This window comes from Tsuneonella sp. CC-YZS046, from assembly GCF_035581365.1.
GTDB lineage: Bacteria > Pseudomonadota > Alphaproteobacteria > Sphingomonadales > Sphingomonadaceae > JAWKXU01.
Genome location: NZ_CP141590.1, coordinates 2,665,449 through 2,677,361 on the forward strand (window position 1 = coordinate 2,665,449; position 11,913 = coordinate 2,677,361).

Here is an 11,913-nt window from a genome sequence, read left to right on the forward strand (position 1 = left end):
AACCGCGGCACGAATCTGTCACACGGCCTTGGCAAAGTCTATCTTACCCGCCTAATCTCGGGGAATATCCGAGGAGACATCGAAATGCCCGAAACAGTCCAGGTTCCCGAACTAGACGGTCAAGGCGCGATCCCGACCTATGTCACACGCCCGCAAGGCCCGCCCAGGGCCGCGATCATCGTCATTCCGGAGATATTCGGCGTGAACGAGGGTATCCGGAAGAAATGCGAGGACTGGTCGGCGAAGGGCTATCTCGCCGCCGCGCCCGACATCTTCTGGCGGTTTGCTCCGGGCATCGAGCTCAATCCGGACATCGAAGCGGAAATGCAGGAAGCCCTCGGTTATTTCGGCCAATACGATCCCGATCTGGGCGTGAAGGATATCGAGGCGCTGATCCACTGGATCAGGCGCGAGGCAGGCGTCGCAAAGGTCGGGCTGGTCGGCTTCTGCCTCGGCGGCAAGATGGCCTATATGGCGGCGGCGCGCACCGACATCGACGCCAGCGTCGGCTATTACGGCGTGATGATCGACCAGATGCTGAATGAATCCAAGGCCATCGCCAATCCGCTGCTGCTGCATATCCCGACGGCCGACGGCTTCGTCCCGGCCGAGGCGCAGAAAGCCATGCATGACGGGCTGGACGATCATCCCCGGATCACATTGCATGATTACGAAGGGCTGGATCACGGCTTTGCGGCCGCCTCCGGCAATCGCCGCGACGAGGCCGGCGCGCAGCTGGCCGACAGCCGGACCGAAGCGTTCTTCGCAGAACATCTCGGCTGAGCGGCAGCGGCAAGCGCCTTGCCCCGCACCGCTTGCGTCGGTCGCAAAGCGCGAGCGTGGGGCAAGACAAATGCGACCGGCGGCAGGGATCCAGCCGCAAGCCCTTGATATAAATCAGTAAAGCGTGGCGCCTTACTGATTCATCGTGGCGAAGAAATCCTCGTTCGTCTTGGAATCCTTCATCTTGTCGAGCAGGAATTCCATCGAATCGATCGTGCCCATCTGCATCAGGATGCGGCGCAACACCCACATCTTGCTGAGCTTGTCCTTCTCCACCAGCAATTCCTCCTTGCGGGTGCCGGACTTGCCGACATCCAGCGCGGGGAAGATGCGCTTGTCCGCGACCTTGCGGTCCAGCACGATTTCCGAATTGCCGGTGCCCTTGAATTCCTCGAAGATCACTTCGTCCATGCGGCTGCCGGTATCGATCAGGGCGGTGGCGATGATGGAGAGCGAGCCGCCTTCCTCGATATTGCGGGCCGCGCCGAAGAAGCGCTTGGGCCGCTGCAGCGCGTTGGCGTCGACACCGCCGGTCAGCACCTTGCCGGAGCTGGGCACCACCGTGTTGTAGGCGCGGCCCAGGCGGGTGATCGAATCGAGCAGGATGACCACGTCCTTCTTGTGCTCGACCAGGCGCTTGGCCTTCTCGATCACCATTTCCGCCACCTGCACGTGGCGGCTGGCCGGCTCGTCGAAGGTGGAGGAGATCACTTCCCCCTTCACGCTGCGCTGCATGTCGGTGACTTCCTCGGGCCGCTCGTCCACCAGCAGCACGATCAGGAACACTTCGGGGTGATTGTCGGTGATCGCCTTGGCGATGTTCTGCAGCAGCACGGTCTTGCCGGTGCGCGGCGGGGCGACGATCAGGGCGCGCTGGCCCTTGCCCTGCGGAGCGATGATGTCGATCACCCGGGCCGACTTGTCCTTCACCGTGGGGTCGACCGTATCGAGAACCAGCTTCTCGTCCGGATAGAGCGGCGTCAGATTGTCGAAATTGGTGCGGTGGCGCACGGCATCGGGATCGTCGAAATTGACGCTGGTGAGCTTCGTGAGGGCAAAATAGCGCTCCCCGTCGCGCGGGGCGCGAATCTCGCCCTCCACCGTGTCGCCCGTGCGCAGGCCCCATTTGCGGACCTGGTTGGGCGAAACATAGATGTCGTCCGGCCCGGCCAGATAGTTCGCCTCGGGCGAGCGGAGGAATCCGAAGCCGTCCTGCAACACCTCGATCGTGCCGATGCCGAGGATTTCCTCGCCATCTTCGGCCACTTCCTTGAGGATGGCGAACATCAAATCCTGCCGGCGCATCGTGGACGCGCCCTCGACACCCAGCTCCTCGGCCATTTCGACCAGTTCGGCGGGCGTTTTCTTTTTCAATTCCTTGAGATGCATCGGTCGGTTTTTCCGAATGAAAGTGGGTATCCGGCAGGTCTGTCGGGCTTGGGGAAAGCGGACCTGATCGCAAGGGAGGCGCGATCGTGCCGAAAGGATGACTTCAGATAATCTTCGGCCCGCCCCTCGTCAATTCGCAAAGCGAAGGCGCCTTGCGATTCATCGCGCGGCAGGTTCGAACGGACCCGGGTCGGAAGAGTCAGAAGGGCTTGATGATAACCAGGATGACGATCAGGGCCGCGGTCACTCCCGGCACTTCGTTGAGCAGGCGCAGGTTCCTGTCCGAAAGCGCCCGCTCGCCCCGCGCCAGCTTGCGGGCATAGCCGGCCATCCATCCGTGATAGGCGGACAGGCCGAGAACCAGCGCCAGCTTGGCGTAGAACCACCCCTGCGCGAAGGCGCCGATCGAGAAGGCCAGGGCCAGCCCCAGTGCCCAGACCACGATCAGCGAGGGATTGAGGATGATCTTCAGCAGGCGCTTCTCGCGCTCGGCCCAGGCCAGATCTTCCCGGCTGCCCGGCTCGCTTTCCTGATGGTAGATGAAGAAGCGGGGGAGCATGAACAGCCCCGCCATCCAGAATATCACGAACAGGATATGGCCCGCCTTGAGCCAGTAATAGATCATGCCCAGGATCTCTTGCATGGGCGCGATTTAGGCGCTTTCGAGGCCCGCGTCATCCCTTCCATTCCCTGATTGCGCGCAACAGCCGCTCGACATGCGCGATCGGCGTATATTGCCCGATCCCGTGGCCCAGATTGAAGACATGCGGCCGGCTGGCGAAAGCCTCCAGCACCGCGATCGCCCGCTTTTCCAGCCCGGCATTGCCGGATTCCAGCAGCAGCGGATCGAAATTGCCCTGCACCGGCAAGCCATCGGGCAAGGCGGCGGAAGCCCAGACAGGATCGATCGTCTCGTCCAGCCCGATCGCATCCGCGCCCGTTTCCCGCGCATAGGCGGCCAGCTTTTCCCCCGCTCCCTTGGGAAAGCCGATCACCGGGACATCGGGATGGCGGGCCTTGAGCGCGGCAATGATCCGCGCATTGGGCGCGATCACCCAGCGTTCGAATTCGGCCGGGGCCAGGCTGCCGGCCCAGCTGTCGAACAGCTGCACCGCTTCCGCCCCGGCTTCGATCTGGCCCGAGAGATAATCGACCGTGACTTCGATGACCGCATCGATGATCGCGGCGAACGCGGCCGGATCGCGATAGGCCATCAGCCGGGTGGCGTGCTGGTCGCGGCTGCCCTCGCCCGCCACCATGTAGGTCGCCACCGTCCACGGGCTTCCCGCGAAGCCCAGCAAGGTCCTGCCCGGTTCCAGCGCCACTTTGACCTTCGCGACGGTCTCATAGATCGGCCGCAGCCTTTCCGGCACGGCCTGCAGGCCGCCCAGCGCATGATCGACTAGGCGCGGCGACAGGCGCGGCCCTTCCCCCGCGAGGAATTCCAGATCCTGCCCCATGGCATAGGGAACGATCAGGATGTCCGAGAACAGGATCGCCCCGTCGAAGCCGAAGCGCCGGATCGGCTGGAGCGTGATCTCCGCCGCCGCCTCGCTGTCATAGACCAGCTCGAGGAAACCGCCCTTTTCCGCCCGCAAGGCGCGGTATTCCGGCAGGTAGCGGCCTGCCTGGCGCATGAGCCAGAGGGGCCTGGGGAACAAATTCCCACCACGCAGCGTATCGAGGAGAATGCCGGGCATCGGGTAGTCCAATCAAAATAATATTATATTTAAAAGAGGATGAAGGAGTCTGTTGGCCTGTGGATAGCGGGTAGAACGGGCCTCTGCCTGATTTCTCCCCAACTGAACAGGGTTCCCATGCAGGGCGAATCCCGGGCCATGCGCGTCAAGCCGGGGATATGCCCGTTACTCACAGCCTGTAGAGAAAGCTTTCCCCCTGTCTAGAAGCTCCCGGTCGATCGGCCGGAAACGGGCATGGAAACCGCGGCCGCCCTTGTCCCCTCGTTCATCCCGTGGTTTATGCCGCCCATTGTCCACAGCCTCGCGGTGCGCTTTCCCGATGACCCGGCTTCATCTTCATCTCCTGTCGGATTCCACCGGAGAAACGCTCGAGATGGTGGCGAAGGCGGCGCTTGCCCAGTTCGAGAATGCCGATGTCATCCGCCATTTCTGGCCGATGGTGCGATCCCAGCAGCATCTCGACCGGATTCTGGGCGAATTGGCGAACAATCCGGGGCTTGTGCTGTTCACTCTGGTCAATCCGGAGATCCGCGCCCGGCTGGAAGAGAAATGCCGGGTGCTGGGCCTGCCCATGGTTCCGGCGCTGGACGCCGTCACCGCGGCGCTGGCGGCGCAGCTGGGCCAGAAGGCGCAGACCCGCCCGGGCCGCCAGCACATGATGGACGAAGCCTATTTCGACCGGGTCGCGGCGATCCATTACACCATCGCCCATGACGACGGAGTCGGCTGGGAGGACTGGGAAGAGGCCGATATTCTGCTGGCGGGCGTTTCGCGCACATCCAAGACCCCGACCAGCATCTATCTGGCCAATCGCGGCTTCAAGGTGGCGAATATCCCGCTGGTGGTCGAAAGTCCGGCCCCGCCCAGCCTGTTCGGCTTGCGGCATCCGCTGGTGGTGGGCCTCACCACCGCGCCCGACCGGCTGGTCCAGGTTCGCCGGAACCGCCTGCTTTCGCTGAACGAGGCGACCGAGACCGATTATGTCGACGAGGAACGGGTCCGCAAGGAACTGCAGCTGGCCCGCCGCATGTTCGCCGACAACGGCTGGCCGGTGATCGACGTCACCCGCCGCTCGATCGAGGAAACGGCTGCGGCGATCCTGCGCCTTTACAGCGAAAGGCAGGCATCGCCCGGCAAGGATCCGCAAGGCGCCAGCCTGCTATGATCCTGCTTGCTTCCAGAAGCCAGTCGCGCCGCGCGATGCTGGAGGCGGCGGGGGTTTCGTTCCGCGCCGAAGCCGCTTCGATCGATGAGCGCGCGCTGGAGCAGGGATTGAACGGCGCCCCGCCCCCGGCGGTGGCGCGCGCCCTTGCCGAAGCCAAGGCTCTGGCCGTCCCCTCTGCCGAGGCGGGCCAGCTCGTTCTGGGAAGCGATTCGCTGGTCGTGGTGGAGGGGCGCCGGTTCGACAAGCCGGCCTCGCGGGAAGATGCGGCGGAGCACCTGCGCTTTTTCTCGGGCCGGACGATGGAGCTGCACAGCGCCGCCGCGCTGGCGAGGGATGGTGCGATCCTCTGGTGCCGTTCTGCTACCGCTCTGCTGCGTGTGCGGCCGCTTTCGGAAGGTTTCATCCGGGATTACCTCGATGTGGAATGGCCCGAGGTTGCCGGCTGCGTGGGCGTGTTCCGGATCGAGGCGCGCGGGGTCCAGCTGTTCGAGACCATCGAGGGAGATCATTTCACCGTGCTGGGAATGCCGTTGCTGCCGGTCCTGTCGGCATTGCGCGAATTCGGGGAGATCGGGGCATGAGCCGGCCCTATGCCGAAGTGATCGGCGATCCGATCGCGCAGTCCAAGTCGCCCGCGATCCATGGCTATTGGATCGGCCGGCTCGGACTGGATGCGGAATATCGCGCCTGCCATGTCACCGGCGCAGGCCTCGCCGATTATCTTGCCGCCCGCCGCGAAGATCCCGACTGGCGGGGCTGCAATGTGACCATGCCGCATAAGCAGGCGGTCATCCCCTATCTCGACCGGCTCGATCCGCTGGCGCGGAAGATCGGCGCGGTGAACACGATTATCCGGGAAAGCGACGGGACGCTGTCCGGCTACAATACCGATGCGGGGGGCTTTCTCGAGCCGCTGCGCCCCCTGCTGGCGCAGAGCCATCTGTTCCGCATGGCGCGGGTGATCGGCACCGGCGGCGCCGCGCGGGCAATAGTCACAGCGCTGGCCGCCGAAAACGTGGTGATCGTCCTTGCCGGGCGCAATCCCGACAAGGCGCGGGGCCTGCTGGAAGAGCTTGATCCCGGCGGTGAACATCACTCCGTCGATCTGGCCCTTTTCGGGGAGCCGACCGATTTCTCCTTCGACGACCGGGAAGGATGCTTCGATCTGATCGTCAATGCCAGCGCGTTGGGCATGGCGGGGCAGCCGCCGCTTTCCTTCGATCTCAGCCATGCGCCGCCGGGAAGCATCGTCTATGATATTGTCACCCATCCCCTCGAAACCGACTTGCTGCGCCGGGCGAGGGAAGCCGGGTTCCGGACGCTTGACGGGCTCAACATGCTGATCGGCCAGGCCGCGGAGGCGTTCATCCGCTTTTTCGGAGAAGCGCCGCCGCGCGATGACGGGGACGCGCGCCTGCGCGGGATTCTGGGCGCATGAGCCATCCCTTCATCCTGGGCCTCACCGGGTCGATCGGCATGGGCAAGTCCACCGTCGCCCTGATGTTCGCCGAGCTGGGCGTGCCGGTGTTCGATGCGGATGCGGCCGTCCATCGCCTGCAAGGGCCGGGAGGGCGCCTGCTGCCCGCGATCGAGGCGGCGTTTCCTGGCACCACCGGGCCGGACGGAGTGAACCGCCCCGCCCTCGGCGTGCGGGTGTTCGGGGACAAGGATGCGCTCGCGCGGCTCGAGTCGATCGTGCATCCGGCGGTCGAGACGCTGCGCAAGGAATTCCTGCTGGAACATGCCGGGCAGGACATCGTGGTGTTCGATATTCCCCTGCTGTTCGAAAAGGGCGGCTGGGAACGGGTCGACGCGATCGCCGTGGTTTCCGCCTCATCCGAGATCCAGCGCCGCCGCGTGCTGGCCCGGCCGGGCATGACACCTGAAAAATTTGCCGAAATACTGGAAATCCAGACACCCGATGCCGAAAAGCGGGCGCGGGCCGATTACGTGATAGATACCGGGCAATCCCTGGAAGAAACCAGGGCGGATGTGGTCCGGCTGCTGGAGGACGTCCGCAAGCGGTTGGCGAGCGCGTAAAGCGCATCTCTCAAGGTCGTATTTCACTTGCCACGCCGCCGTGCCGGACCAATATAGGTCAAACGATGCGAGAGATCATCTTCGACACCGAAACGACCGGCCTCGATCCCGCCAAGGGTGACAGGATGGTGGAGATAGGGTGCATTGAAATGGTCAACCGTGTGGCGACGGGCCGAACCTTCCACGCCTATTTCAATCCCGATATTCCGATGCCGGCGGAAGCCGAGGCGGTGCACGGGCTTTCCGACAGCTTCCTGGCCGACAAGCCGCGTTTTCACGAGAAGGCGGGCGAGCTGCTCGAATTTCTGGGCGAGGCGCCGCTGGTGGCGCACAATGCCGGATTCGATTTCACCTTCCTCAATGCCGAGTTGCGCATTTGCGGGTTGGAGCCGGTCTGCGGAAGCAGGATGGTGGACACCATAGCCATCGCCAAGGTCCGCCACCCCGGTGCAAAGCTCTCTCTGGATGCGTTGTGCACCCGCTATGGTATCGATCGGAGCCACCGCACCAGGCATGGCGCGCTGCTCGACGCCGAATTGCTGGCGCAGCTTTATGTGGAGCTGAACGGCGGCCGGCAGATCGGGCTGGAACTGGCGGCGGTTCAGGAAACCACGATTGTGGCCGCGGCGGCCGCCGTTCACCGCGAAAGGGTGTTCCGGCCGGCGCGTCCCCATGCGGCGGATGCGGAGGAGCTGGCGCGCCATGCCGCCTTCGTCGAAAGTTTGAAGTCCCCGCTCTGGACGGGTTGATTCCGTCCCGGGCCAAAAAGCAGGAGATTGCATCAAAATGGATATCCGTGTGTCCGGCCATCAGATGGATACTGGCGCCGCTCTGCAGGAGCATGCCTCGGAACGGCTGAATGCGATCATCGGAAAATATTTCAGCCAGGCGCTTTCCTCGAATATCACTTTCGGCAAGGCGCCGGCCCATGCATTCAGCTGCGACATCGTCACGCATGTCATGCAGGGCCTGATCCTCAAGGGGCACGCCGTTGCGCACGATGCCCATGCGGCGCTCGATCAGGCGGCCGAGAAGATCGAAAAGCAGTTGCGGCGCTACAAGCGGCGCCTCAAGGGCCGGCATGAACAGACCGCTTACGCCTTGCGGGAGGAAGACGCGGCATATCGCATCTTCGCCGACGAGCCGGAAGCCGAGGAAGCCGCCGATGCCCCGCCGATCATTGCCGAAACCCGGGTGGATATTCCCGAAGCGAGCGTTTCGGATGCGGTGATGATGATGGATTTGCGCAATACCAATGCGCTGTTCTTCAAAAATGCTGGAACCGGGCGCCATAATATGGTCTACCGCCGCAACGATGGGTCGATCGGCTGGGTCGAGCCTTCCTGAGGCCTTCCGCGATCATTCGCGTAACGGGCTTGATCGCTGCCTTTTGGCATGGGCGGCGGCAATTTACTCCTTTGCACGTAATGATCTTCCGGCTTGCCCTGGTCGGAGCTTTCAACCCGGTAGGACAATGGATTTCATCTATTCGCTTCATCCCAAGGCGGTCGCAGTCATTCATGCGGACAGCAAGCAGGCGATTCTCGAGCAACTTTCGAGCCGTTTCGCGCAGGTCTATGAGCTAGATCAGGCCGATGTGCTCGAGCGGATAGAGGAACGCGAGAAGCTCGGCAGCACGGGTTTCGGGCGCGGGGTCGCCATCCCGCATGCGCGGGTTCCGGGCCTCGCCCGGCCCGTTGCCGCGTTTCTCCGCCTGGATCACCCGGTCGAGTTCGATTCCGCCGATGGAATGCCGGTTGAAATGGTGTTCGGCCTGCTGTCTCCGGAAAACGCGGGCGCAGTCCACCTGCAGGCGCTGGCCGCCGTTTCCCGCCTGTTCCGTAACGAATCCGTCCGGGATGTGCTAATCCATGCCAATGACGCAGAAGCCATTTACGCGCTGTTGAACAATGTCACAGATCGCGACGCCGCATGATCGCGCGGTGGAGGGCGCGTCCCTCCACTGGCGGGCGCTGGAAAATCTCTATGCCTCCGCTCCGATAAACCATCTGTTCGATTCCCGGCTGGAGATCCTTGGCGAAGGGTCGGCCCGCATTCGCTTCATGGTCGACGAGCGCCATTTCCATGCTGCCGGGGCCGCGCATGGCACCATCTATTTCAAGATGCTGGACGATGCGGCCTTCTATGCGGCCAACACCATGGTGACGGACCGCTTTCTGCTGACGACCAGCTTCAATCTCCATTTTTCCCGGCCGATCAAGCAAGGCCCGCTCGTGGCCGAAGGGCGCTGGATCAGCGGTCGCCGGCGGGTGCTGGTGGCGGAAGGGCGCCTGCTCGATCAGGAAGGGGAGGAGATCGGCCGCGGCACCGGCACTTTCATGCGCTCGCGCATCGCCTTGTCGGGCCTGCCCGGATACAGCACGCCCGGATAATGCGTGTGGCGGGCCGGCTTCCCACTCATATCGAGATTAGCGGCCTGATCCGGGCGGTCGAGAATGCCGGCGGGTTCGCGACCGTGCTGGCAAAGGGGGAGCGGGATTCCGGAACGATACTCGTCGTTTGCCACGAGAATGACCGTGGTTCCCGGGCGTTCGAGCGGATGCCGCATCCGGACGGCACACGGCCCTGGTCCCTGGTAAAATCAGAAGATATTGAAAATAAAGAAAATTTTCAGGATTATCTGCAAAGGCGGCGGCGTCAGGACAGCGACCTGTGGATTTTGGAGTTGGATATCGCTGATGGGGAACGGTTCATCCGATAAACATCTTAACGTTATTGACTCTGCTGCACTGCGGAATAAAGGCCGCCCACTACTTCCGCGCAGGCGGCGGCGGCGGCATTTCGGCCGGCGCGGCTAGCACGCAGACGGGGGGCGGCCGGCAGGCTGTTGGAAAATCCATACCAAGGCACGCGAGGGCATGCCGGATTTCCAGCCTGTGTCGGGCACGTTCACCGCCTTGAACGACGGACCGGATGAGCCGTAAGACCAACCAGGCCAGTGCTATTGCCGTGGCCGCTACATTTGTTGCTACTCTTTTGAGCACCGAAGGTTCCGGTGCTTTCGCACAGGAAACGATCCAGACCCTGATCGACCAGTCGCTGGAGACTCAGGCAGCGACTCTCGATGAGGAGGCCGTTTCCCAATCCCCGGCGGAAACCATCAGGATGGAAGCGCGCGCCGTGGTGCAGCCGCTCCCGGCCGACGAAAAGGCGGAGCCGCCGCTCTCCGAAGCCGGTTCCCTGGCCGAACTCGTTTCCGGGACCCCCACGGATGGCGAAATGTCCAAGGACATGCGCTGCCTGGCGGGCGCCATCTATTTCGAATCGAAGGGCGAACCGCTGGCAGGTCAGCTCGCTGTGGGCCGCGTGATCGTGAATCGCGCCAAATCCGGGCGTTTTCCGGCCACCTATTGCGGCGTGGTCTATCAGCCTTCGCAATTCTCCTTCGTCCGTGGCGGGCAGATGCCGGCCATCAAGACCGGCTCGATCGCCTGGCGCGAAGCGCGCGCCATCGCCCAGATCGCGCATGACGGCAGCTGGGAAAGCCCCGCCAAGGGCGCGCTGTTCTTCCATGCGCGGCATGTGTCGCCGGGCTGGCGCCTGACGCGCGTGGCCCAGGTCGAAAACCACGTATTCTATCGCTGAGATCGACGGGCGGGTCGCGGGCAATGGTCCGCAACCCGCCTGCCATCGCGGGCAGCGCAATCAATTGCGCAAGGTGACCCACACCGGCGCGTGGTCGCTGGCCTTTTCCCGGCCCCGGTAGCTCTTGTCGACTCCCGCGGCGGTGAGCCGGTCAGCGCATTCCGGCGAAAGCAGCGCGTGGTCGATCCGGAAGCCATGGTCATGCTGCCAGGCGCCCGCCTGGTAATCCCAGAAGGTCCAGGCCCCGCCCATCGGATAGAATGTGTCGATGGCGTCGGTCCATCCATCGTTGAGCAATTGCGCATAGGCATCGCGGGCTTCGGGCTGCATCAGCGCATCGCTGGCCATGGCGGGCGGTGACCAGACATCCTTGTCCTGCGGGATCACGTTGAAGTCGCCGGTCACGATGGCCGGGATTTCTTCCGCCCAGATTTCCCGCATCCGCGCCCGCAGGCGGTTCATCCACCTGAGCTTGTATTCGAATTTCGGCCCCGGCTGCGGATTGCCGTTCGGCAGGTAGATGCATACGATCCGCACGCCTTTGACATCTGCTTCGAGATAGCGGGAATGGTCGTCCTCCGGCTCGCCCGGCAGGCCGCGCAGCACTTCCGCCGGGGTTTCCCCATCGGCCAGGATGGCCACGCCGTTGAAGCCCTTCTGCCCATGCCAGATCGCGCGATAGCCGATCCTTTCGAGGTCGGCGGCGGGGAAACTGTCATCCTGGCATTTGATTTCCTGCAGGCAGGCGATGGCCGGGCGGGTTTCCTCCAGCCATTCCAACAGGCGCGGCAGGCGGGCGCGGATACCGTTGATGTTGAAACTGGCGACCTTCATGCGTGCTCTTGCCCTGCTCCCATCGAAACAGCCGCAAGCTCAGGCTGGAACGAATGCTCAGATTGCAAAGCTGGACCCGCATCCGCAGCCAGCGGCGGCATTGGGATTGGTCACCTGGAAAGAGGTGCCGCCAAGGGATTCGACGAAATCGACCATGCTGCCGGCCACCAGTTCCAGGCTCATCGGATCGATCACCAGCTTGACCCCGTCCGTTTCGCTGATGGAATCGTCGCCTTCCACCGCTTCGGCCAGGCCGAACCGGTACTGAAAGCCGGAGCAGCCCCCGCCTTCCACCGAAAGGCGCAGCATCGCGGGCTTTGCCTGCTTCGCCGCGATGGCGGCGACGCGCGCCGCGGCGGCAGGGGTGAGAGTGACTGGGGATAGAGACATGGGATG

Annotated in this window: 16 protein-coding genes; 11 read left to right on the forward strand and 5 right to left on the reverse strand. The window is 63.5% G+C overall.

Translation table 11 applies throughout. The features are described 5' to 3' along the window. Positions 1–84 precede the first annotated feature (84 nt). On the forward strand, positions 85–783 hold the full coding sequence (locus U8326_RS13075) for a dienelactone hydrolase family protein (RefSeq protein ID WP_324740815.1): 699 nt from the start codon (positions 85–87) through the stop codon (positions 781–783). Between the two features lie 132 nt (positions 784–915). On the opposite strand, the gene rho is transcribed toward U8326_RS13075, so the two are convergent. From rho to hemE, 3 genes are all read right to left on the reverse strand, one after another. Then, positions 916–2,172: a transcription termination factor Rho gene (gene rho, locus U8326_RS13080; RefSeq protein WP_324740816.1), complete on the reverse strand. Its 1,257-nt coding sequence runs from the start codon at positions 2,170–2,172 to the stop codon at positions 916–918. A 199-nt stretch (positions 2,173–2,371) separates the two neighbouring features. Further along, positions 2,372–2,815: a CopD family protein gene (locus U8326_RS13085; protein ID WP_324740817.1), complete on the reverse strand. Its 444-nt coding sequence runs from the start codon at positions 2,813–2,815 to the stop codon at positions 2,372–2,374. Between the two features lie 31 nt (positions 2,816–2,846). Beyond that, entirely contained in the window at positions 2,847–3,872 is a 1,026-nt protein-coding gene (gene hemE / locus U8326_RS13090) for a uroporphyrinogen decarboxylase (RefSeq protein WP_324740818.1), read from the reverse strand. A gap of 319 nt (positions 3,873–4,191) precedes the next feature. Here hemE and U8326_RS13095 point away from each other — a divergent pair, with 319 nt between their 5' ends. The 10 genes from U8326_RS13095 to U8326_RS13140 all read left to right on the forward strand — a co-directional run bounded on the left by U8326_RS13095 (position 4,192) and on the right by U8326_RS13140 (position 10,683). Continuing rightward, positions 4,192–5,037, forward strand: a complete 846-nt coding sequence (locus U8326_RS13095; RefSeq protein ID WP_324740819.1) for a pyruvate, water dikinase regulatory protein — start codon at positions 4,192–4,194, stop codon at positions 5,035–5,037. Continuing rightward, on the forward strand, positions 5,034–5,618 hold the full coding sequence (locus U8326_RS13100) for a Maf family protein (protein ID WP_324740820.1): 585 nt from the start codon (positions 5,034–5,036) through the stop codon (positions 5,616–5,618). The genes U8326_RS13095 and U8326_RS13100 overlap by 4 nt, the downstream gene beginning before the upstream one ends. Next, complete coding sequence (locus tag U8326_RS13105) at positions 5,615–6,475, forward strand: shikimate dehydrogenase (RefSeq protein WP_324740821.1); 861 nt, start codon at positions 5,615–5,617, stop codon at positions 6,473–6,475. Before U8326_RS13100 ends, U8326_RS13105 begins: the two co-directional genes overlap by 4 nt. Next, positions 6,472–7,077, forward strand: a complete 606-nt coding sequence (gene coaE, locus U8326_RS13110; RefSeq protein WP_324740822.1) for a dephospho-CoA kinase — start codon at positions 6,472–6,474, stop codon at positions 7,075–7,077. The genes U8326_RS13105 and coaE overlap by 4 nt, the downstream gene beginning before the upstream one ends. A 65-nt stretch (positions 7,078–7,142) precedes the next feature. Then, positions 7,143–7,826: a DNA polymerase III subunit epsilon gene (gene dnaQ, locus U8326_RS13115; RefSeq protein WP_324740823.1), complete on the forward strand. Its 684-nt coding sequence runs from the start codon at positions 7,143–7,145 to the stop codon at positions 7,824–7,826. Between the two features lie 37 nt (positions 7,827–7,863). After that, complete coding sequence (gene hpf / locus U8326_RS13120; RefSeq protein ID WP_324740824.1) at positions 7,864–8,424, forward strand: ribosome hibernation-promoting factor, HPF/YfiA family; 561 nt, start codon at positions 7,864–7,866, stop codon at positions 8,422–8,424. 127 nt (positions 8,425–8,551) lie between these two features. Beyond that, positions 8,552–9,013: a PTS sugar transporter subunit IIA gene (locus U8326_RS13125; RefSeq protein ID WP_324740825.1), complete on the forward strand. Its 462-nt coding sequence runs from the start codon at positions 8,552–8,554 to the stop codon at positions 9,011–9,013. Then, positions 8,988–9,470, forward strand: coding sequence for a PaaI family thioesterase (locus tag U8326_RS13130; RefSeq protein WP_324740826.1), 483 nt, complete (start codon positions 8,988–8,990; stop codon positions 9,468–9,470). The genes U8326_RS13125 and U8326_RS13130 overlap by 26 nt, the downstream gene beginning before the upstream one ends. Beyond that, positions 9,470–9,799, forward strand: coding sequence for a DUF1491 family protein (locus U8326_RS13135; RefSeq protein ID WP_324740827.1), 330 nt, complete (start codon positions 9,470–9,472; stop codon positions 9,797–9,799). The genes U8326_RS13130 and U8326_RS13135 overlap by 1 nt, the downstream gene beginning before the upstream one ends. 275 nt (positions 9,800–10,074) lie before the next feature. After that, positions 10,075–10,683 carry a cell wall hydrolase gene (locus U8326_RS13140; RefSeq protein WP_324740828.1) on the forward strand — a complete coding sequence of 203 codons (609 nt, stop codon included), beginning with the start codon at positions 10,075–10,077 and terminating at the stop codon, positions 10,681–10,683. A 60-nt stretch (positions 10,684–10,743) separates the two neighbouring features. On the opposite strand, the gene xth is transcribed toward U8326_RS13140, so the two are convergent. After that, entirely contained in the window at positions 10,744–11,517 is a 774-nt protein-coding gene (gene xth / locus U8326_RS13145; RefSeq protein WP_324740829.1) for an exodeoxyribonuclease III, read from the reverse strand. A gap of 57 nt (positions 11,518–11,574) precedes the next feature. Next, on the reverse strand, positions 11,575–11,907 hold the full coding sequence (gene erpA, locus U8326_RS13150) for an iron-sulfur cluster insertion protein ErpA (RefSeq protein ID WP_324740830.1): 333 nt from the start codon (positions 11,905–11,907) through the stop codon (positions 11,575–11,577). Between the last annotated feature and the right edge of the window lie 6 nt (positions 11,908–11,913).